19 protein-coding genes are annotated in these 21026 nt (G+C 45.4%); 7 read left to right on the forward strand and 12 right to left on the reverse strand.

What is annotated here, in order from left to right; all coding sequences use genetic code 11:
• Nucleotides 1–144 precede the first annotated feature (144 nt).
• From MKY23_RS23005 to MKY23_RS23025, 5 genes are all read right to left on the reverse strand, one after another.
• Nucleotides 145–1668 carry a response regulator transcription factor gene (locus MKY23_RS23005; RefSeq protein WP_090919477.1) on the reverse strand — a complete coding sequence of 508 codons (1524 nt, stop codon included), beginning with the start codon at nucleotides 1666–1668 and terminating at the stop codon, nucleotides 145–147.
• A 1-nt stretch (nucleotide 1669) separates the two neighbouring features.
• Nucleotides 1670–3502, reverse strand: a complete 1833-nt coding sequence (locus MKY23_RS23010; protein ID WP_090919480.1) for a histidine kinase — start codon at nucleotides 3500–3502, stop codon at nucleotides 1670–1672.
• A 202-nt stretch (nucleotides 3503–3704) separates the two neighbouring features.
• The gene (locus tag MKY23_RS23015) at nucleotides 3705–4619 is read right to left on the reverse strand and encodes a tetratricopeptide repeat protein (protein WP_154891058.1); all 915 of its coding nucleotides are present in this window, start codon (nucleotides 4617–4619) and stop codon (nucleotides 3705–3707) included.
• A 123-nt stretch (nucleotides 4620–4742) separates the two neighbouring features.
• Nucleotides 4743–6278, reverse strand: coding sequence for a DnaD domain protein (locus MKY23_RS23020; protein WP_090919486.1), 1536 nt, complete (start codon nucleotides 6276–6278; stop codon nucleotides 4743–4745).
• Between the two features lie 385 nt (nucleotides 6279–6663).
• Nucleotides 6664–6957, reverse strand: coding sequence for a YuiB family protein (locus tag MKY23_RS23025; RefSeq protein WP_090919489.1), 294 nt, complete (start codon nucleotides 6955–6957; stop codon nucleotides 6664–6666).
• A gap of 227 nt (nucleotides 6958–7184) precedes the next feature.
• Between MKY23_RS23025 and hemQ the strand changes: the two genes are divergently transcribed.
• Entirely contained in the window at nucleotides 7185–7931 is a 747-nt protein-coding gene (gene hemQ, locus MKY23_RS23030; protein WP_339832492.1) for a hydrogen peroxide-dependent heme synthase, read from the forward strand.
• A 365-nt stretch (nucleotides 7932–8296) separates the two neighbouring features.
• Here hemQ and MKY23_RS23035 read toward each other — a convergent pair whose 3' ends face one another.
• The gene (locus MKY23_RS23035; RefSeq protein WP_090919495.1) at nucleotides 8297–8551 is read right to left on the reverse strand and encodes a hypothetical protein; all 255 of its coding nucleotides are present in this window, start codon (nucleotides 8549–8551) and stop codon (nucleotides 8297–8299) included.
• A complete protein-coding gene (locus MKY23_RS23040; RefSeq protein WP_154891059.1) occupies nucleotides 8548–9741 on the reverse strand; it encodes an NAD(P)/FAD-dependent oxidoreductase in 1194 nt (397 codons plus the stop codon). Before MKY23_RS23040 ends, MKY23_RS23035 begins: the two co-directional genes overlap by 4 nt.
• A gap of 512 nt (nucleotides 9742–10253) precedes the next feature.
• Between MKY23_RS23040 and MKY23_RS23045 the strand changes: the two genes are divergently transcribed.
• Nucleotides 10254–11255, forward strand: coding sequence for an NAD(P)/FAD-dependent oxidoreductase (locus tag MKY23_RS23045; protein WP_090919501.1), 1002 nt, complete (start codon nucleotides 10254–10256; stop codon nucleotides 11253–11255).
• Nucleotides 11256–11331: 76 nt separating this feature from the next.
• Entirely contained in the window at nucleotides 11332–11583 is a 252-nt protein-coding gene (locus MKY23_RS23050) for a hypothetical protein (protein ID WP_139168882.1), read from the forward strand.
• Between the two features lie 21 nt (nucleotides 11584–11604).
• Here MKY23_RS23050 and MKY23_RS23055 read toward each other — a convergent pair whose 3' ends face one another.
• Together MKY23_RS23055 and MKY23_RS23060 are read right to left on the reverse strand one after the other, a co-directional pair.
• Nucleotides 11605–11748 (reverse strand): sporulation histidine kinase inhibitor Sda, encoded by a 144-nt coding sequence (locus MKY23_RS23055; RefSeq protein ID WP_024632651.1) that lies wholly within the window; start codon nucleotides 11746–11748, stop codon nucleotides 11605–11607.
• Nucleotides 11749–12104: 356 nt separating this feature from the next.
• Nucleotides 12105–12764 (reverse strand): YheC/YheD family protein, encoded by a 660-nt coding sequence (locus tag MKY23_RS23060; RefSeq protein ID WP_221789954.1) that lies wholly within the window; start codon nucleotides 12762–12764, stop codon nucleotides 12105–12107.
• A 236-nt stretch (nucleotides 12765–13000) separates the two neighbouring features.
• Here MKY23_RS23060 and MKY23_RS23065 point away from each other — a divergent pair, with 236 nt between their 5' ends.
• The gene (locus MKY23_RS23065; RefSeq protein WP_154891060.1) at nucleotides 13001–13255 is read left to right on the forward strand and encodes a hypothetical protein; all 255 of its coding nucleotides are present in this window, start codon (nucleotides 13001–13003) and stop codon (nucleotides 13253–13255) included.
• Nucleotides 13256–13280: 25 nt separating this feature from the next.
• Nucleotides 13281–14810 (forward strand): Ppx/GppA phosphatase family protein, encoded by a 1530-nt coding sequence (locus tag MKY23_RS23070; protein ID WP_221789956.1) that lies wholly within the window; start codon nucleotides 13281–13283, stop codon nucleotides 14808–14810.
• Here the strand turns inward: MKY23_RS23070 and ppk1 are convergent.
• Nucleotides 14770–16851 carry a polyphosphate kinase 1 gene (gene ppk1, locus MKY23_RS23075; RefSeq protein ID WP_221789958.1) on the reverse strand — a complete coding sequence of 694 codons (2082 nt, stop codon included), beginning with the start codon at nucleotides 16849–16851 and terminating at the stop codon, nucleotides 14770–14772. The two genes, MKY23_RS23070 and ppk1, sit on opposite strands and share 41 nt — an antisense overlap.
• A 247-nt stretch (nucleotides 16852–17098) precedes the next feature.
• Here ppk1 and MKY23_RS23080 point away from each other — a divergent pair, with 247 nt between their 5' ends.
• Nucleotides 17099–17326 (forward strand): hypothetical protein, encoded by a 228-nt coding sequence (locus tag MKY23_RS23080; RefSeq protein ID WP_090919517.1) that lies wholly within the window; start codon nucleotides 17099–17101, stop codon nucleotides 17324–17326.
• Nucleotides 17327–17708: 382 nt separating this feature from the next.
• The gene (locus MKY23_RS23085; protein WP_154985062.1) at nucleotides 17709–18758 is read left to right on the forward strand and encodes a glycosyl hydrolase 53 family protein; all 1050 of its coding nucleotides are present in this window, start codon (nucleotides 17709–17711) and stop codon (nucleotides 18756–18758) included.
• A gap of 614 nt (nucleotides 18759–19372) precedes the next feature.
• Here MKY23_RS23085 and MKY23_RS23090 read toward each other — a convergent pair.
• Both MKY23_RS23090 and MKY23_RS23095 read right to left on the reverse strand, forming a co-directional pair.
• Complete coding sequence (locus tag MKY23_RS23090) at nucleotides 19373–19726, reverse strand: hypothetical protein (protein WP_222591852.1); 354 nt, start codon at nucleotides 19724–19726, stop codon at nucleotides 19373–19375.
• A gap of 21 nt (nucleotides 19727–19747) precedes the next feature.
• Entirely contained in the window at nucleotides 19748–21019 is a 1272-nt protein-coding gene (locus tag MKY23_RS23095; RefSeq protein ID WP_154959686.1) for an MFS transporter, read from the reverse strand.
• Between the last annotated feature and the right edge of the window lie 7 nt (nucleotides 21020–21026).

Below are 21026 nucleotides of genomic sequence, written 5' to 3' on the forward strand. Positions count from 1 at the left end.
CCCTGAGTGCTTTCAACTAACTGCTTTAACCTTATCGAATGAAAGCATTTACAAAAAGAAGATAAACTTAAGGTTTCGAGGTACAAATTAAAGAGAATCAGGCAGTAAACTTGTTTTATCACCAAATTAAATCGCACTGCGCCATTAACCAAACACTTTATAGTCAGTCGGTGAAATCCCCACATATTTGCGGAACTGTTTATAAAAATAGCCGGTCTCCCAGTACCCTACGTTCCGGGCGATCTCATGCACCTTCAGATTGGAGCTGCGCAATTGCTCCTTGGCACGTTCGATTCGATACTTGTTGATATACTCGGCAAACGTCTCGCCTGTCTCTTTATGGAACAGCTGACCCAAATAAACCGGATGTAGATGGTACTGTGCGCCAAGCAGCTTCAAGGAAAGCTCTTCGGCATAATGATTGTCGATATGCTGCAACACCTGATTCACAATAGGATTTCGCATATCCTGAAGCAGGGACTCAATCGTCCGGGCGGCCACCTGCTGCAAAGCGTGCACCAGTTCATCCAAGGTGGTACTATCCAGTACCAGACGAAGTCCTTGCTGATAGATCACCGTTTCCTCCGCATGTCTGATGCCCTCCAGCTCCATCTTGAAACGAATCACCATTTCCAGTGCCGTATTTTGCAACTGCTCAGGTGTAAGTTCATGGCGATGCTGTTCAAAATCGGTGCGAATCCGTCCCGCTAACTGCTCTGTGCTGCGTGACAAAATCAGCTTCGCATAGGCTCTCCAATCTATAAAGAAAGACAGCGCCGCATGGCCTTGTTGATCCAACATGACATGATCGATAACTCTCCGTTCAGGGTAAATCATCACGTACTGGAGTGCCTTCTTGGCTTCTTCATAACTCACTGGAGCCTGATATAGCCCTTTCACCAAACGTCCAGCACCGATATGCAGATCGGGATACCTCACCGCCAGACGGTCTGCCAGCTCCTGCAAACCAAGCATCAGTCTGTCCTTTTCATCCGGCTCGTCTTCAATGTTGGCTACAAGCACGATATCTCCATTCATATCCTGAAATATGTTCAGACCGGAATAATCTACCGCCAGCTGTTCGACCTGTGCAAACAACATCGCTGCCTTATGCGCCTGCGTTTTGTCACGCAACACGGCGACCGCAATACATGGTGCATCCAATGAAAGATTCATGAACCTGGCACGTTCCTCAAACTCTGCTGCGGCAATCTGTCCGGTAAGCCAGCGATGCAAGATATTATCCTTCAACATCTGGATGCCGTATGTCTCCTCCAGACGTGGTGTGACGAGTTGGTCCAGTTTGGTTGCTGTGTTTCGAAGCGTGGATTGCAGTTCATCCACATTAATCGGTTTGAGCAGATAATTTTCGATGCCAAGCTTCATGCCTTCTTTTAAATATTCGAATTCATTAAAGCCACTGAGAATTATCACCTTCAGTTCCGGTTGTAGCTGCCGGGCTTCCTGGATTAGATCAAGTCCGTTCATCAAGGGCATGGAAATGTCCGTTATCAGAATATCCACCGGCTGATCAGGAAGAGCTTGCAAAGCTGCCTGTCCATTGCCTGCGTGATTTACAATTTCCATCCCGAACGAAGACCAATCCACAATATCGTATAATCCTTCAATGATGAACGGCTCATCGTCCACAATAAACACCTTGTACATGTCATACACCTTTCCCTTCCGAATGGGCTGGATATCTCACTCTGATCATGGTCCCCTCTTCAAGCGTGCTCACAATCGTGATCCCGAACTGGGGACCGTACAGATACCTTAATCGGCTGTGCACACTTCGTAGTCCAAACATCTGACCGGATTCCTCGGGACGTTCCAGTTCCTCCTGGATTTCCGTAAGCCGGGAAGGATCAATGCCCTTGCCATTGTCCCGCACTTCAATCTGCAGGGCACCATCCGCTTCTCCCACCGTAATCGACAATCGGTTGTCGCTACGCTCCGTCCGAATACCATGCACCACATAATTTTCAATGATGGGCTGTAGCGAAAGTTTCACCACAGGATGCCCGTAATACATACTATCGATCTGAATCGTATATATAAAAATATCCTTGTACCGGATACGGAACAGCTCCAGATATAGACGGCAGGCTTCCATTTCATCCTTCAGTGTATAATTGGGCTTTTGCTGCACAAGGCTTTTGAACAGGACCGACAAGCTGTAGATCATCTCCCCTACATCTCTTGCCCCTTGGGAAATAGCCCTCATACGGATCACTTCGAGTGTATTGTAGAGGAAGTGCGGGTTAATTCGCGCTTGAAGTGCCACCAGTTCAGTCTCTTTTTGTCTGATCTCTGCCTTGTACACCCGTTCTATATACAAGTTCAATTCATCCAGCATTTCGTTAAAACTGTGCGATATTTGCCCCAGCTCATCCTCTCTGGCATCATCGATGCGTGCAGACAAATTGCCGTATTTTACTTTTTGGGTGAAACGAATGATTCTACGGGTACGCTTGGCAAAGTTAATAATGAAAAAAGCCGGAAGCAGCACAGCAAACAGCAGAGAAATCAGGCTTATGGAGATAATGGTATTGCGAATACCCGCATACGATTCTGCCATCTCTTTCACAGGAACGGTACCAATGACAACGTAACCCTGATCCGCCGACACGAACCTGTTGACATACATGTTCCGTTCCTTTTTCATCGCCTCCATGTCTGTCTGGTCAAACAGGGAATCTGCTGCTTCCACATAGGGATACTTCTTCCCGTAGTATTTCGCGCTGGAGTCGAACAACACCGTGCCTTTGGCGGACAGCACCACAATATCGCCCTTCAGATTGCGCTCGTAGTTGTCCAGGGCATTGCCGATGCCTTTCGAATCAAAAAAGATGAGGAACTGGCCCATATTACGCAAAGTCTGAGTATTGTTAATGGGCACACGGATAGCGTATAACTCAGGGTCCCACAGATTGACAGCCTTGCGAATCCAGTAATTGGGCGCACTGATATTGGGCATCTCCATCGCCATCACATCGGGAATATAAGATCTGGCCACGTTGGTGTTCAGCTTGCGGAACTGTTTGTTCTGATTAAAGGTCAGCAAATCCTGCTTTTCGGCGCTATATAACATGATCTGATGAATGTCCGAATTACGGTCGATGATGTTCTGAAAATGGTTAAGCACCTCGGCCGAATAGTCATCCCGATTGGCGTAATACCCGTTGGTCATATGCTGAACATACTCGGCGTACGAGTGGTTCATCAGATAGGTGACGTTAGCAGATAACGCCTCATTCTGGTGCATATCCCTCACCATGTTCTGGACCGATTCATACTGCTGATGCATGTAACGATCGACATGCTCCATTGCCGCTTTCTGAATTGCCAGCTCCCGACGTATGGTGGAGTCCGATACGGACAGAAAAATAATATACGACAATGTAATAATCGTAACGATCGATATCATCGAAAAGATGAACAGCATTTTCATGAACATATTGTTTTTGAAGAAATTATTGTAAACGCTACCAATTCGCAAACTGGCACCCCCTCTGATGCTGTTTTTCTGTCTTGAATTATAGCATCCGCCCTCTGACATAGACGTATCACCCGCAACTATTCTTTAGTTTATACCTCGGATTCTTTAATTTCGCCCTGTTTCTAGCTGACGATAAAAGCCAAAACAAAAGATAGCCCTCTTCACTCCGTTCGGGGTGAGAAGGGCTATTTCTGCAATACATTTAATCCCTATATTCGGGGTGACTATGTCTGGAGCAGCCGAACAAGTAACATCTGGAACTTGAAGATGTTGTAAACTTAAATGGCGGGACATAACCTTGTGATATCCTCTGGATCAGATATTCGTATTCCGTTTTTTCATTTTGCAAGCGAGTCACGTATGCCACTTTATCACTTTCTGTCCAATTCTCATCGCAATCTTCTGCCTGTGCTTCCTCAATATCATCTTGTTTTAACCGAATACATTCTTCTGCAATTTCAACTGCACGTTCCATTGCATTCGTCTGAACTAGAGCATATATATATCTACACACCCAGTCGGGCGATTTAGAATATGTGTCCCATGATTTTTCAAACCAATGCATCGCTTCGGAAAAACAAGCAAGCTCCAAGTACAGTTCTGCCACATGTACCTCTCCGACAAAATCATCATCACTTTCCAAGAAGGCATCCAGTTTGTGTTTTGCTTCAATGGTATGTCCCAGCTGAATTAAACAGTGAACATGACTATACATGGCGTAATCAGAAGGCCCAGCACTTTTCAAAAATAATGCTGAAGCCTGTTCCAACTCTCCGAGATGATATTTGGCAATTGCTAAGTTATTGTATGCCTCTTTGGAAGGCTCCACAGCAATAGAGTCTGATAGTACAACCGCGGCTTCTTCCCATCTCTCCATCTGAACAAGTAATTCACCAAGCAGACTGTAAGGAAAATGAGAGGTTGGTTTCAACGCCACTGCTTCCTGAGCCAATTCAATAGCTGCTTCGATATCCCCCTCTTCGTGATAATAGATCCAGGACAGATTGGTCAAGGACTGAACATCCCTTGAATCATTCAATGCTTTCTGAAATAAAGCCAACGCTGCATCATAATCATTATTTTCAAGGTATTCGATGGCTTTCTGATTCGTACTCAACGGAGTTGCTCTCCCTTCAAATTGAATTGCGCTCCTCTAATGACGTACTGCTGCACGCCTATGTAAAAAAGCGAGTCACCTCTCATAAGGGACCCGCCTGTATCGTACAACTATAACGTTCCTTTATAACGTTCCTTTTTGCTTGCTCGCCTGCATCTCCTGAGCAAATCGCATCATCTCTTCAAACTCTTCCTCCGAAACGTTATCCCCATCATGGCTTATGTCTTGTACAATCGGAATTTCGGGTTTGGCTTTGGTTCCTTTACCGTATGTACGGGTACGGGTTCCAGCTGCTCCTGCAGCCTGCTTGCCTTTGACCTTCGCCTGATCACGAATATATTGCACAGCCTTCTCATACGTATTAACCTGCTTCAGCAACATATTGGAGGCAATCGCCTCAACAAAATTACGATTAATCCGTTGCTCGCCGCCCGATACAAGCAATGCCATCAGATAATGAATCAATACGTTGATCACTTCACCAGGTAGCTTGTAACTCAGATCAATTTTTTCGAAAATATCAACCAGATTATCCGGTACAGCCCCCGGGAAAAATGTTTGCAACAACCGAGTGTACGGCTCGTTACGAAGCATCATATTGTATTGATGAATATCACACTTGGTTGCAAATTGCGGTGGCACCTCGACATAATACTCCATCTGAACAACATGCTCCACTGGGGGTTCACCGGAGTCATTATATGCCTGTGGCTCCTCCATATGCTGGCGAAGAGCAACCACCTTGGCGGCTTGCACTGTCTGCTGTTCCTGACGTTTCTTCGTTTGTCTGAATTGCATGCTCGCCTTGTGTTGAAGATCATCCAGCAATAGTTGTCCTTGCGGGCTAAATACACCATCCTCGTCCAGCAGTCGGCACACATCCTGCACGCTAAGACTAAACTTGTTCACTACAAAATTGACGATCCCGAGCTGTTCATGATCAAAACGAAGTTGTTCCACATAACGTCGGTTTACCGACTCACGCGGGAAGCGTAAAATAATGTCCGCATAATTCAGTGCATTTTCTTCAACAGCATCATTCGTGCCTGTTCGCTGTGCCGATGTGGATACTTCGGAGAGTGCCTGCTCCAGCTCGTAATCAATGACATGCGTGTTAAGCTCAAATATATCGTAAAAGGGAACTGAAATATTTTCTTTATTGGCTGCAACGTAAGGTGCATCCCCATTTTCAACTGCCGAAAAGCCAGCTCGTAGCGACAACACAGCAAACTTGCCAATTTTGTCCCGTAGCAACAGTGTCAGATGCTGTGTACGGAAAAACTCTCCTGGCGAGAGCGGCGGCTGCAGTTCATACTCATAGATGTAATCATCATTCTCTGGAATATAGACCCGCGATGTCTGGAGAAGACCTACTGCCTCCAGCTTGGACGCCTGTTCAACCAGATATTTACGTCCTTTCTCGCTAGGCTCCAGCCCCAATGTCATGAACAGCCTTCGTTGCTGCTCAAGCGGGGAATAACCGACCTGTTCTCCGGGGAGATGCTGAAATAACAGCCGATACAAGCCAACCGCAAAAGCACCTACCATAGGCTGGTAAGCTCCTGTGAGCATGCGGTCGTCCAGGGCGCTTAATCCAAACTCCCTGTATACGCAGTAGCGATGATGTTCCGTATAATGATGCAAATTCTTCATGCGCATAGCCTGATCTCCTTCTTCCCCAAAGGTTGTTTTTCTATTCTATCATAAATGTCCGATCCTCAAATGCTCAAAAACAGGTAAAAAACCAACCCGTTCTCTCTCCGTTTCATCCTAGGTCGACATCGTTCACGTTTTCGCAGAATTGGGCGAATTTTCAAATGAATAACGACAAAGAGTCGCTAGAATACTATAAAAGCTACAGAGCGAGATTACAAGCGAAAATAGTTTAAATCTATTCATCTTATGCTTATGAAAAAAAGCGTACAAACATTCCCGTACCCCGTTCGTCACAACAAAAAAGCCTTCCCTTTGCACGCGTAAGCGTTTGCGTCAAAGATAAAGACTTTTCCAAGTTATTGCGGCAGATGCCTTCACTTTCCAGTCATCAGAACATTCGATATCCGCCTAAACGCAGTTTCTGAATCGTCCATCCGCTGATTATCGCACCCGCGAGGCCTGCAACCCCTGTCATATAATCGACCAACTGGAACGATCCAAGATGTGACACGAGCGTAGATGAATGATCCCATAAGGAATATACCACCACAGGCAAAATAACGATGACGAACAGATAGGAAGGAAACCAGGTGGTCTTCATAAGCATATTCAAAATGAAACCGATACCAAACATCATCACAAAAAATAATACCATTAATACAAGCACAGGTATAAACTGCATCGGCTGACGTTCACCTCTTCTTTCACACTTTCGGTTTTCCCTTCTGGATAGTAGTAAGTTTACCGCAAAAAATGTGGCGAAGCAACGAACTTTCTGGACAAATCTACCGATTTTCACGAGAAGATCATTTGCCCTCCTGCTTCATATTGGGATACAATATAACGATAAAGCACTAAACCATCCCTTACCGGGATTTGGAAATATAATCCGCAGGAGGAACAATATCCATGAACGAAGCCGCATCAACCCTGGAGGGCTGGTATGCCCTGCATGATTTTCGCTCGATGAACTGGACCGCTTGGAAAGCAGCCGACGATGAAGAGCGTGCTGTTGCCCTGGACGAGCTTCAAGAGTTTTGGAATGATTGGAAAAAAGTCGAGGAGGCTTCCCAAGGCAGCACTGTAGTTTATACAGTCGTAGGTCAGAAAGCTGACTTTGTGATGATGCATCTGCGCGAAACGCTGGAAGATCTGAAGGCAGTAGAGAACGCCTTCAACAAAACAACGTTTGCCAAATACACGACTAAAGCTTATTCATATGTCAGTGTAGTTGAACTGAGCAACTATCTTGGCAAAGAGGGCGAAGATCCGATGCAAAATCCGGAGATTATTGCCCGTCTTAAACCGGTTTTACCACAACGCCAATACATTTGTTTCTACCCAATGAACAAAAAGCGTGAGTTGAACGACAACTGGTACATGTTGTCCATAGACGAGCGCCGTACCATGATGCGCAGTCACGGCATGATCGGCCGCAGTTATGCGGGTAAAGTGAAACAGATCATTACCGGCTCCGTCGGATTTGATGATTGGGAATGGGGCGTTACGCTGTTCGCTGATGATGCGCTTCAATTCAAAAAACTCGTGTACGAGATGCGCTTTGATGAAGTAAGTGCACGCTACGGTGAATTTGGCTCCTTCTATGTAGGAAGCTTGCTGAACGAAAGCACACTGGAAGAGATGCTGAAACTGTAATTTTGTATACATGCAAGAATCGTCCAGCTTGCCTTCTCTTAAGGTAGGCTGAACAATTTTTTATTTCAATGCTGCATAACAAAGGCACCGTGGATATCCTAGAAGGGATTATTCCACGGTGCTTTGTTAGCTCTTCAATACTACTTCACTTTATTACTTGATTTAGATTTATTTAAGTTGCACTAATTGTTTACACAAAAACGGAGAGGACAGAAAAAACCTGTAAAAGCGGAGCGGTCGCCTTTATCACCGGATTTTCCCTTTGAGAAAAGGGAATCCAAAAAATCTGGGGATAACAGGGATTGAAAGGTTATTCTGTTATCGGAGTGCGCGAGTGTAAACGCTTTTTAGAACTTAATAAAATCTCAATCCTGCTCCTCTTCATCAACTGCTTTCAGAGACTCAAGAAACTCAGCAGTTGCACGGTCACGGTCACGGCTCTTTTCCTTCAGCCGTTCAATTGCCGGCAGGATAAGAATATCTACTTCTTTCTGAACGATGTAAGCCAGGTCATATTGATTCTGTTCCTCCAGGTACCCGCCGACCTGCATCAAGTCGTTGTAACGATCCAGTTCCTCACGGGTTAACAGACCACGAACCTGCACACTGCAATGTCTCATCCGAAGAACCGTCCTTTCCTCAGGACCAGCGGAATACCTCCAATGATAAACAAATAGCGCATATCCACTAATTTTTTCAATTGTGCTGCCTTCCAGCCCTTGTATTTCTTATCCCCAACGACAGCAATCGCTTCCCCTTTACCCAAAGAGGCAACAGTACCTTTGCTGGTGAATTCAAAAGGCTGAGGCTGCTTGTTGCGAATGGCTGCGACAATATTTTTGGCACAGTTCACACCTTGCTGCATCGCAATCTGTGCTGTTGGCGGATACGGTCTGCCCTCCTTGTTAAACACAAGGGAGTTGTCCCCGATCACATACACATGTTCATGCCCAGGAGCACGCAAATATTCATCCACCTTCACACGACCACGCATCACTTCAAGCCCCGCCTGTTCAAGTAAGGAATTCCCTCGAATGCCTCCTGTCCATACGACTGTCGCAGCGTCGATTTTCTCGCCTTCACCAACGATTACGCCATCAGGAAGACATTGCTTGATCGGAACACCAATTTTAAACGTAACCCCTTTTTTCTTCAGTACGTTCATCGCATGCTCCACAAGTTCCGGATCGAACCCCGGCAATGCGGAAGGCGCAGCTTCAACATTATAGATGTGTACATGCTTCGGGTCCACGTCAAATTCTTTGCACAGCTGCGGGATACGATCAGCAAGTTCTGCAACAAATTCTACGCCGCTAAAACCTGCTCCCCCTACAACAAACCGAATACGGTTTCGTTTATTGTCGTTTTTGTACATTGCGAATTGATATTCGATATGTTCGCGAATCAGCCTCACAGAGTTGATGCTACGAATGGTCATCGCGTGTTCCAGCATACCCGGTATACCAAAAGTTTCCGGCTCTCCACCTAGTCCAATAATCAGGTAATCATAGGACAACGTTCCATCCTCCAGAATGACTTTGCGATCCTGAAGCCGGATCTCCTTCACGGATGATTTTACCAGATCAATCTTGAATTCATCGATCAGTTTGGAAATAGAAACTCTCGCATGCTCTATTTTATCCGTGCCGGCTGCCGGCATATGTAGATGGGTTGTGATATAGTGATAATCATGCCGATTCACCAATGTGACGTCAGCTTCATTATAGTTGAGTTCCTTCTGCAGCCGCTGCGCTGTCAGAATTCCGCCATATCCCGCTCCGAGAATGACGATTTTGGGAATGCTGCTCATATCTGTACTCCTTCCGGTTTCGCTCGCATCCTTCCTGATAATTGAGGTGGAATGCAAAATGCTCTTACTTACAAGTATTGCTCAGGTCTTATCCAATATGACGACAAATGTAAAATTCGTAAGTGTATATTAACTTCTGTACGTATAATATCGACGATTATAGTTGTGAAATTAACCACAAGTTTCCACAAAACAAGGTTATTTCTTAACCTGATGTTATGACTCTAATTTTGACAAAAAAACACATAGTACAGGTCAAGGATATCTGTATTTCTCGTAAAGATCAAGGTTTTTTTTGTTATTTTTCATAGCCTTTCATTTCCAATTTCATCCTATTCTCACCAGAACTTCATCATTTATTCTCAGATTAGTGATCCAGCTAACTTTGCAACCCAGATTACACCGTTTATAATAGGAAAGACAGTTTGGCACCCATGCAGATTATGTGACGTAATTTGCAAAAAATAATCACTGTTCTCTACCTATTAAAATAAGAAAGGTGTTGTTGATTTTTGACTGCACAGACGTCCGGTCATGAAATGACCGATTTACTTATTATCGGCGGCGGTCCTGCGGGCCTGTTCGCTGCATTTTATGGAGGTATGCGTCAGGCTTCCGTTACACTGGTTGAAAGTATGCCACAGCTTGGTGGACAGCTCGCTGCCCTCTACCCGGAAAAGTACATTTATGATGTAGCCGGTTTTCCGAAAGTTACTGCTCAGGAACTCGTGAATAACCTGATCGAGCAGATGAGCCACTTTAACCCGAACATTCGCTTGGAAGAAAAAGTGGTGTCGGTGGAGAAAAAAGAAGAACAGCATTTCATCGTAAAGACAGATGAGAATGAATATCATGCGAAAGCGGTTATTATCACGGCGGGTGTTGGTGCATTTGAACCTCGTCGCCTTGAACTTGAAGGTGCAGCGAAGTTTGAGAAAACCAACCTGCATTACTTCATCAGTGATTTAAACGCTTTTGCCGGTAAAAAAGTTTTGATTAGCGGCGGGGGAGATTCTGCTGTAGACTGGGCTCTTATGCTTGAGCCGATTGCTGAACAGGTTACTCTAATTCACCGCCGGGACAAATTCCGCGCACATGAGCACAGTGTGGAAAACCTGATGAACTCCAAAGTTAACGTTGTGACACCGACTGAAATTACGGAACTTCACGGAGATGACACCATTACCAAGGTTACTCTTGCTCATGTTAAGACGAAAGAAACACAGGAAATTGAAGTGGATGATGTCATTGTTAACTTTGGTTTCGTATCCTCCCTCGGTCCAATTGCTGAATGGGGTATCGAAATTGACAGCAATTCCATCGTTGTCGACTCCCGCATGGAAACGTCTATTCCTGGTATTTTTGCTGCCGGCGATATTACGACGTATCCAGGCAAGCTGAAACTGATTGCTGTTGGCTTCGGTGAAGCTCCAACTGCGGTAAATAATGCGAAAGTATACTTCGATCCGGATGCCAAATTGTCTCCTGGACACAGCAGTAATATGAAACGCTAATTCAAAGCAATCACATAATATGGTACAAAAAAGGGTATCTTACTCCTGAGCAATCTCATGATCAGGAGGGATACCCTTGTCTTATATATGCCCGCTGTGTAACGGTCTGGTTGTACCGGAGCAGGCTTGTCCCCACTGCTTTCAGGGACTGTCAGAATGCGGCAAATTAGACGATTACACCGGACCATACAGCCCCTACGAACTTCAAGCTTCCTCTGACATGGCAGACGAAACCGAGAGCGTTTGCAATCACTTGATGTATTGTCACCATTGTCAGACAAGTATGCTACTGCCTGTCTCTTTATGGGACTTGTCCGGAAACCTGTAACATTGCCTGCAATGAGGATCTCTAGTGAAGTATGGCAGATACGTCAGTACCCAGTTTGCGCTTATGGATTTCTGCCAATAGCAGCGCGATGAAATCTCTTTCGAGATCCAATTCGATCGCTTTATGGTAGGAATCCAACAACATCTCATCGGATAACATAGCCATTTCCCGCCACAACCTTTCCTTTATTTTCCTCAAAACTATCATATCAGAGATCGGACAAGAGAACAAGCGTTCTTGTTATCCACAACGACGTGTGGAAATCCTGTGTATAGTTTGTTGATAATTGGAAAAAACATAGAATATATATCAGTGGATAATGTGGACATTAATTATACACAGGATAGATAACATCTCTATGAAATTCGGGATTCAAAGAAAATTTAGAGCAATTTTCATATTTTCCACGAACGCTCCGAATGTATTACCCAAAAGTGAAAATTTTCAAACGCTTTTCATCCAATTTCTCTTGTATATACTATCGGTTTTTCTCCCGTTTTCTTTAACGTTTCCAGTAATTTTCATTGAGGTCTGGTATTCACTTCCAAAATCCATATTCTGCCCGAGTGATCCAGTCCATAATCAAATCCCAACTGTCCTATGCCAGGGAACTGACTTTCCATGATATGTGTGCAAGTCAATGTTAAAGAACGCATCTCCTGCCGCTTGTATCGATTAGCAATGTGAGGCAGGGATAAGGCAAGTGCTCTTTTGCCTGACAGCATGGTTCCCCCCTTACTCAGATTCGTTACACACAGACCTGGACGTGCAAGTCTTCCAACCAAAGAACGAAATACCCAACCCTGTCCCGTCTTTACTACCTTAACTCTGTAATCCACAGGTCTTCCATGAATGGTTGCGAGATGAATTCCTTGTTGAATGATATATCTTCGCTTGGCCTTTACCCTTACAAGGGAGCGATACATCTTAGTAAAGCTTGCAAAAGAACGAGTAACTTTCATATGTGTATATCTAAAAACCCCGCCGCTGCTGGATACCCGGATTACGCCGTACCCACCGCCTCCAACAACGGGTTTAACATATACCATTCCATAACGTTGCAGCATGTGCAGCAGGTTACCTGGATTAAACACTTTTGTTTGCGGGATATGAGCAGCAGCTACCGGATATTTCATCAGTGCAGCAGTTTTCCGCCATTTGCTTGCTAACTGTCTCGACATAGGTTGATCTCCTCTCTCCAAACCATGATCCTTCTTTATACATACTCACTCCAAGCATGGTTTTCTTGGATGATTGTCCAAGGCAAAGGCCCCTTTTCTGTGGAACATGTCCTGCTATGCTAAATGGATTCCAGGACAAACGCCGGTTTACTTTTCAAACGGTTCAATCTGTCGTATGCTACTAAAGAATGACTTGTTTTGGCTAAAAATGAGGATCTAAGGAGCGTTCAAAAGACATGGAAGCATTTTTCAAATCACTTTATGGCGTGGCCTATTTCGCAATGTCCATTGTATTGGTCGCGGTGACGGTACTTCTCTTCGTGATCGGTATTCGTCTGTTTATCAAAAAACGCAATCGTGGCTTTGCCGTAAGTTGTATTTTATTTGCCTGTTTCATCGTCTTTATCATCGTTGTGATGTTCACCACGCCCTTCTCTGCCACGCCTCCAGGCTCACCGGAAGCCCTGGCTGCCCTGTTACATTACGGGTAACCGACCTTTGTAGAAGGAGATGCTTATGACACGAAATAATAAAACACTTGGAATTGTTGATATTGGCTCAAACTCTATTCGTCTAGTGATCTATGAGGTGAGTGAAGACGGAGCGTATCGCATTATTCATGAAGACAAATATGCTGCCCGGCTAAGCGGGGTTGTGGAATCGGATGGCAGTATCCTAAGATCATCTCTATCCACTGCCATAACCGTCCTTCGGCAATTTAAAGCCACCTGTGAGACTTATCAGACTGAACTAATTCGAGCGGCAGCAACTGCCGCGATCCGCAATGCGACCAACGCGGAGCAGATTATTGCATGGCTGGAAAATGAAACTGGACTTACGATTGAATGTGTCTCGGGAGATCGTGAGGCCTATTACGGATTCCTGGGCGTGATACAGTCGATTGACCTGACCGACGGTTTTGTCGTTGACATTGGAGGGGGCAGTACGGAGATCACCGTGTTCCGCAATCGCGAAAGATTGCACAGTGTCTCGCTGCCAATCGGTGCCGTGAATTCACATGCCCGTTATGGAGGCGAGGATCAATGGACCGAGGCCAATGAACAATCCCTTTGCAATGAAGTTATTGAAGCATTACAGGGACAGACTTGGACTCAGGAACATCCCGGTTTGCCACTCATTGGACTGGGTGGTACAATGCGTACACTCGCAAAAGTAGAACAAAAGCGTACGCAATATTCTTTGCCGGTAACGCATCACTATGAAATTAGAGAGGAAGCGATGGATAATATCGCCCTTTCCTTGCCCTATCTTACTTCCGCTCAACGCAAAAAAGTGCCAGGTCTTGCTAAGGATCGAGCTGACATCATCGTACCAGGCGTATTGATTCTGCGTACTGTCTTCCGCATGATCCAGGGGGATCGTTATGTGGTAAGCGGAGCAGGACTTCGCGACGGGCTTCTGAGGGATTATCTCGCTGCTGGTCAGCCTTCCGCACCTGATGCATTAAAGGATAGCATCCGTAATTTCCTTTATTACGGCCCACCGATCCCGGAGAAACGTCTGAACCGGATTCATCAGGATACGGTTACCTTATACACCGCTTTGCAAGAGGCTACGCCTGATGCCTCTGATGAGCGAATTTTGTACACATCCTCTATGCTTCATATGGCTGGCAAACAAATTAACTATTTCCGGTACACGCAACACTCGGCATACTGGATTATGAATGCAAGCATTTACGGTCTGTCCCACAGGGAAACAATTTTAAGTGCCATTGCAGCCGACTATCATCCGAAAAAAAGAACGCCTCAACTGCTACAGAAGCATGAGGACATTCTGAAAGATTCGGATACACAGCATGCTCACCGCATCGGCTCGTTACTGCGTGCGGCCGAAGCGATCCATCGTGCAGAGAGCATTGCCGCCATTCACGCGGTCAAAGAAAAAGACTCGCTGCAGGTCACGTTGACCTGTACAGACGAGCCTTTACTGGAACTGAACGGCCTGGAAGATGCCGTCAAAGATTTGCAAGAAGCCTGGGGAGTTACGTTAAAACACTCCATTGTGCGGGCTTCCAAGGGATAATTCCCATCGCCTCCGTCTGACTTCTCAGCGGGGGCTTTTCATTTTTTACAAATATATAATTGCCGTTTGGCATAAGTTCTCTGGCCTTCACATTGTCATTCAATGACAGATTGAGGATATCCACCAGCATTTTTTTCAATGAAGGATCAAATACAGGACACATCAGCTCAATACGTCGATTTAAGTTACGTGACATCCAGTCTGCACTGGAAATGAAAACATCGGGGTTACCGTCATTTTCAAAGTAAAACAACCGGGAATGTTCAAGAAAACGGTCTACAATACTAATGACTCGAATGTTCTCGCTCAGCCCTTCTACACCTGGACGTAAGCAACATACGCCGCGGACAATCAGGTCAATCTGCACCCCTGCCTGCGAAGCTACATATAATTGATCTATCATTTCCTGATGGGATAAAGAGTTGATCTTGGCAATAATTCGGGAACGTTTGCCTTTTAATGCATGCTCTGTTTCTCGGCGAATCAATGTGAACAACTCGTCCTTCATGCCATCTGGCGCAACACGGAATGCTTGCAGTGCCTTCGGGCCGGAATAACCGGTAATCTCGTTAAACAGTTCGGATGCATCCTCACCAATGATCGGGTTAGAGGTGAACAAACCTACATCCGTATACACTTTGGCGGTGCTTTCGTTGTAGTTCCCCGTACCAACGTGAACATATCGGCGCAGCCCTTGCTGCTCCCGGCGTACAACGAGAATGATTTTTGCATGTGTTTTCAGACCGACCAAACCATAAACGACATGGCAGCCTGCCTTTTCTAGCTTCCGAGCCCATGCAATATTCCGTTCCTCATCAAATCGGGCTTTCAGTTCCACAACAACGGTAACTTGCTTCCCGCTCTCTGCAGCGAGCGCGAGCGCTGGAATAAGACGCGAGTCACCATTGACTCGGTAAAGCGTCATTTTGATCGCCAGAACCTGTGGATCTTCTGAAGCTTCCAGTATAAAATCTGTCACCGGTTCAAACGATTCATACGGGTGATGAACCAGCACATCCTGTCTGCGAAGTAGCTCAAAATGACTTTCTCTCGGCAGGAACTCAGGCGGATATACAGGTTGTACAGGACCATATTTGAGATGTGAGAAACCTTCGAGGCTATCCACAAATCCAGATAAAAAGCTGAGATCCAGCGGTCCATCAATTTCAAAGATCGGGTCCTGAATTTCAAACTCCTCTTGCAGCTCCTGTAGCGCGTCACTACGGAAATCCTTGCACACTTCCAGTCTGACAGGGGCTCCGCGACGTCTGCGACGCAGCTCTTTTTCGATGGCCTCCAGCAAGTCTTCCGCTTCTTCTTCATTAATGGAGAGATCTGCGTTTCGAGTTACCCGGAACTCCTGCACAGCCAGCGATACATATCCGCTGAACAAGGTGTGCACATGCTGTTTAATCAGGTCTTCGATCAGAATGAAACTTTTTTTCTTGCTATTGGCCCTCAGAGGAACCTTCACAATGCGAGGAAGATTGGAAGGTACCTGCACGATCGCCATAAATGGCTCGCCATCCTGCTCATCTTCTTTTTGCAGCATTACGGACAGATAAACGGACTTGTTGTGCACCAGCGGAAAAGGCCGACTCTGGTCGATAGCCATCGGCGTAAGCACCGGGAAAATAATGTCATGATAATATTGATCCATTGCCCGTTGCTGCGTCACATTAAGATCCACATACTCCTGGATGTGCACGCCTTTCTTGGCGAGAAGACGAATGAGCTCACGGTACGTTTTATATTGCTCCGCGACCATGGCCCCGGTTCGTTTAATGAGTCTGCGGTACAGCCCCGAAGGGGTATAACCCGTGAAATCTTTTTGTGTGAATCCAGCCTTGATTTTCTCCTTGGTCTCTGCGAGCCTGACACTGACAAACTCATCCAGATTGCTGGCAACAATGCCAAGAAACCTCATCCGCTCCAGCATAGGCGTTGTAGCGTCCTGTGCCTCTTGAAGCACACGCCGATTAAATTCAACCCAACTCAAATCACGATTAACATAGTTGCCTGTTTTAATATCTTTATGCATGTATGGCCTCCGAATGTGATGCATGTCAATTCTTATTTGAACTTCTACTATAATTGTACTATTCGTAATCGACTCCAAGCGTCATCGGAATGTTAACGCAGTGTTAAATTTATGTAAATGATAACTCATGACCGCAACTTTTTCCATCCCTTTACAAAGCACAATAGACAAGGTAAAGTGAACTACAGTGTGATTTGATCGGCTGTCGTTATTATTCCAAATTCACGTTATTTTAAAGGAGTATCTCATGAAATCGAACAAACCTAGAACGTTGCAAAAAAACATCGAGTTTTTCACCGCTGCCCTGTCCCAATGTGTGGTTACCGCATGGCAGGAAGATCCCGCAGGTGTGTATTGTGAAGTCGGTCACGGCATTGTCGAGCAGATCAGTGATGACAGCGTGCGAATTCGCAATGAGGATGGAACGAAAAGCCATTATGCTCGGGACACGACGATGTTTCAAACCGAAAAATAATTTTTGCGTAAATATGAAAAAAAGACTAGCTTTCCGAAACAGAGTGTTGTATACTCTTGCCACAAGGAAAGGAGGTGCGTCAACATTTCTAATGTCATGTTGAACGTGTCCCTTACCCGATCCACTACTTCCAAATAAATTGGATGGTAATGGAGGCGCGGGATACGGATCAATGTTTTAAAAAGCGCCACGGGTAGAAAAGCCGTCTTCGGACGGCTTTTTGTTTTGTCTTTTTCTATATAATACATAGGAATGTAACATGGGAAAAAGATGAGAAGTTAAGAAAACAACCAAAATATTGGAAACGGACCCTTTAGCACCATGATTTCGGAAGGCTATAATGAGGATGCATCTCAACTTATAACCAAGGAGGCATGTTGTTATGTTTAGAAATGTAAGGGGTTTCAAGACAAGCATTTTGCTAGCTTTTGTTTTATTAATCACTTCGATCCTGCTACCTGCAGGTCAGCACGCCAGTGCCGCACCGAGTTTTGCCAAAGGAGCAGACATTAGCTGGGTTCCCGGCATGGAAGCTCAAGGGTACAAGTGGAAAGATAAAAACGGGGTACAACGGGACATCATTGATATCTTGAAAAAGGATTACCAGATTAACTCTGTTCGCATCCGTGTTTTCGTTAATCCTTCGAATGATTATGGTAACGGTTACATGAATAAAGATCGCGCTGCCGCTCTCGCACAACGTGCTAAAAATGCAGGTATGAGTGTCATGCTGACACTGCATTACAGCGATTCCTGGGCAGACCCAGGCAAACAAACTAAGCCAGCCGCATGGAAAAATTATACGTTCCAGCAGTTGATGGATGTTGTCTGGAGCTATACCCGTGACGTTATGACAACCATGCAGAGCAAAGGTGTCACTCCAGACTGGGTACAGATCGGCAACGAAACCAGCAACGGTATGTTGTGGGATGATGGTAAAGCTTCGGTTAACATGAAAAATTATGCTTGGCTCGTGAACACAGGACATAACGCTGTAAAATCCATAAGCAGTGGTACCAAAACGATAGTGCATCTTGCAAACGGAGATGACAATGCCCTGTTTGTCTGGAATATCGGTGGACTGATCAACAATGGGGCCAACTTTGACATGATTGCAATGTCTCTCTACCCTTCTGCTTCCGGCTGGAATACAGCTGTGACAAAAACGGTCAACAATGCAAAAGATATGATTAATCGTTATGGTAAAGAAATTATGATCTCCGAAATTGGCATGGACAATAATCAGCCCGCGGCAGGAAAAAGCTTTGTCGCAGCGATGAAAAATCAGATTCGCAATTTGCCAAGTGGCAAAGGAAAAGGTGTATTCTACTGGGAGCCACAAGCTACTCCAGGTTATAATGCCGGGTACACCAAAGGTGCATGGCAGTCTAATATGATGCCAACGGCTACCATGGAAGGGTTCATTGACTAAGCACGGGAGTTAGAAGCCTTATGAGCGGGTGGGAGCTGCGGGTGGACGTTCCGGGGGCGGGGCGTTCTTTCGATCGCTGGTTGTCCTCAGATTTCTTTTTTGAATTCCCCTCATAGGGGAAAATCCGATGACAAACGCGAACGCTTCGCTTCTACAGAATCGCTCCTGCCCCCTCCACTACGCGCTGCTCCTTAAGGGAGGGCTTCTAAAACGTGCTTCGGCCTTTTTACAGGAGTAAATGGAAAAGAGGAAACTCATTGAGATGAGAGCTGCGAGTGGACGTTACGCGGGCGGGGCGTTCTTTCGATCGCTGGTTGTCCTCGGATTTCTTTTTTGAATTCCCCTCATAGGGGAAAATCCGATGTCAAACGCGAACGCTTCGCTTCTACAGAATCGCTCCCGCCCCCTCCACTACACGCTGCTCCTTAAGGCAGGCTTCTAAAACGTGCTTCGACTTTTCACGGGAGTATGTGGAAACATTTATAAAAGGCGCCCACCCATTCGGATGGCGCCTTTGGACGTTGAAGAGCGTTATTGCACCCTATTGATTGGGTGCTTAGAGATATCTATGGTTGAGCGTTTCGAGGGGCAAGTTCAAATGATCCTGCTCGAACTTACATGAACACCATAACAGCTATAAGAGATACAAAAAGACTGAGGATAGCAATCATCGCTTGAATACAACTAAACGATATATTCTCGATCAGGATCATGTGTTTTCTCTGTACAACATACGAAAATAGAAATGAAGGAAGGATAACCGGAAGATATTGATGAAGATCCGCACCACTGGTACTTGGCAATAGTGTGCCAAGATATCCGTTTGTCGTTTCGTTCACGATTAACCACGTATAGATCATGCCAATGATTACTGAAAAAAGAAACGGAGATATGAAACGAATCCTGTTTTTCGGTAGCACGAAACGACCAGGCTTGTGCTCTGACAACTCATCATTAACCATCATCATTCTCCTCCTAATTCATTATTTTCATCGTTCGTAATGAACGGTCTGATCCTGAAAAGCCCGATAATTCAGCAACCCCGCAACAATGGCTAAGATGGTCAGTACGGCTGCAAACAAATAGAGGTTCACGATGCCTATGATTTCAGCTAGCCAAGCCATACCCAGCAAAGATATGCAAAATATGAGATGCATCATGGAGGCTTGAGCTGATAAAACCTTGGGTAACATCGGATTAGCCACACTACTTTGAATCAACGTACGTCGGTTAATCATAGCAAGCTCAGCAAATGGCCCCATTAACATGACCAGGAACAACGCAACAAAAGGCTGTGAGTTTAAAGCATAAACGGCAGTTAGGATTCCATACCCTGCCATCCCTATCATCATAACTGAAAAATATCGACGTCCAATGATTCTGCCTAGGGCAAGTACCAGCAAACCACCACTAATGGTTCCAGCAAAATAAGCTGCATTGATGAAGCCCCACCATTCTTCTCCCTGTCCAAGCGCCACTTGCACAAACGCAAGCGTGAAAGCACCTACCCAAATAGAGCCACCAAGCATGTCGATCATATCCATGAACGTAAGCACTCGCAGACGAGGTGTCTTCCATATCATCTTCCAACCTTCGGTTAACGTGTGCCATCTACTTGTGCCCAGATCAGAAGAAATATCTGCTGCTGCATTCACACGCTTCTCTGGTATCCCTCCATGCGTTGGTTCCTTAACACCAAGTGTAAATACAGCTGCCAAGCCATAAATAACAGCTGCGATTAACAACGTTGAACTTGATCCAATGAATGCAACAATTACGCCGCTTAGGCCCCAACCTGCAAATTGTACAACTTGATCGCTGACGCTCATGAGTCCATTGGCTTTGAGTAGACCTTGTTCATGAGTCACCAGTCGTGGAATCAGCGCATTTCGAGCTGGTGTTGTCCACCCATCGAGAAAAGACATCACAAATATAAGCGAAAACACAAGCACTAATGAGGATTCTACGCTATTAAGCTGTATGTACACTGCCAGACAGATGAACAACAGGAATTGCCCGGTTTGTGAAAAAAAGAGTAGACTCGGCAACTTAAATCGCTGAATGAATAGAGGTGCAACTAAACTACTCAACAACTGAGCCCCACTGCGAATCAATGGCAAAAGTGCCGCAGACACAAGCGAATTTGTACGATCCAGTACCATAACCGTAAGGGCCATAATATACAATACGTCCGCGGCATTGGCTGCTGTTTGGGTTGTCCACAGATAATAAAAAGCACGGGTTAAATACGAGGACTTCATGAACATC

This window comes from Paenibacillus sp. FSL R7-0272 (assembly GCF_037969905.1).
In the GTDB taxonomy this organism is placed as follows: Bacteria; Bacillota; Bacilli; order Paenibacillales; family Paenibacillaceae; genus Paenibacillus; species Paenibacillus polysaccharolyticus.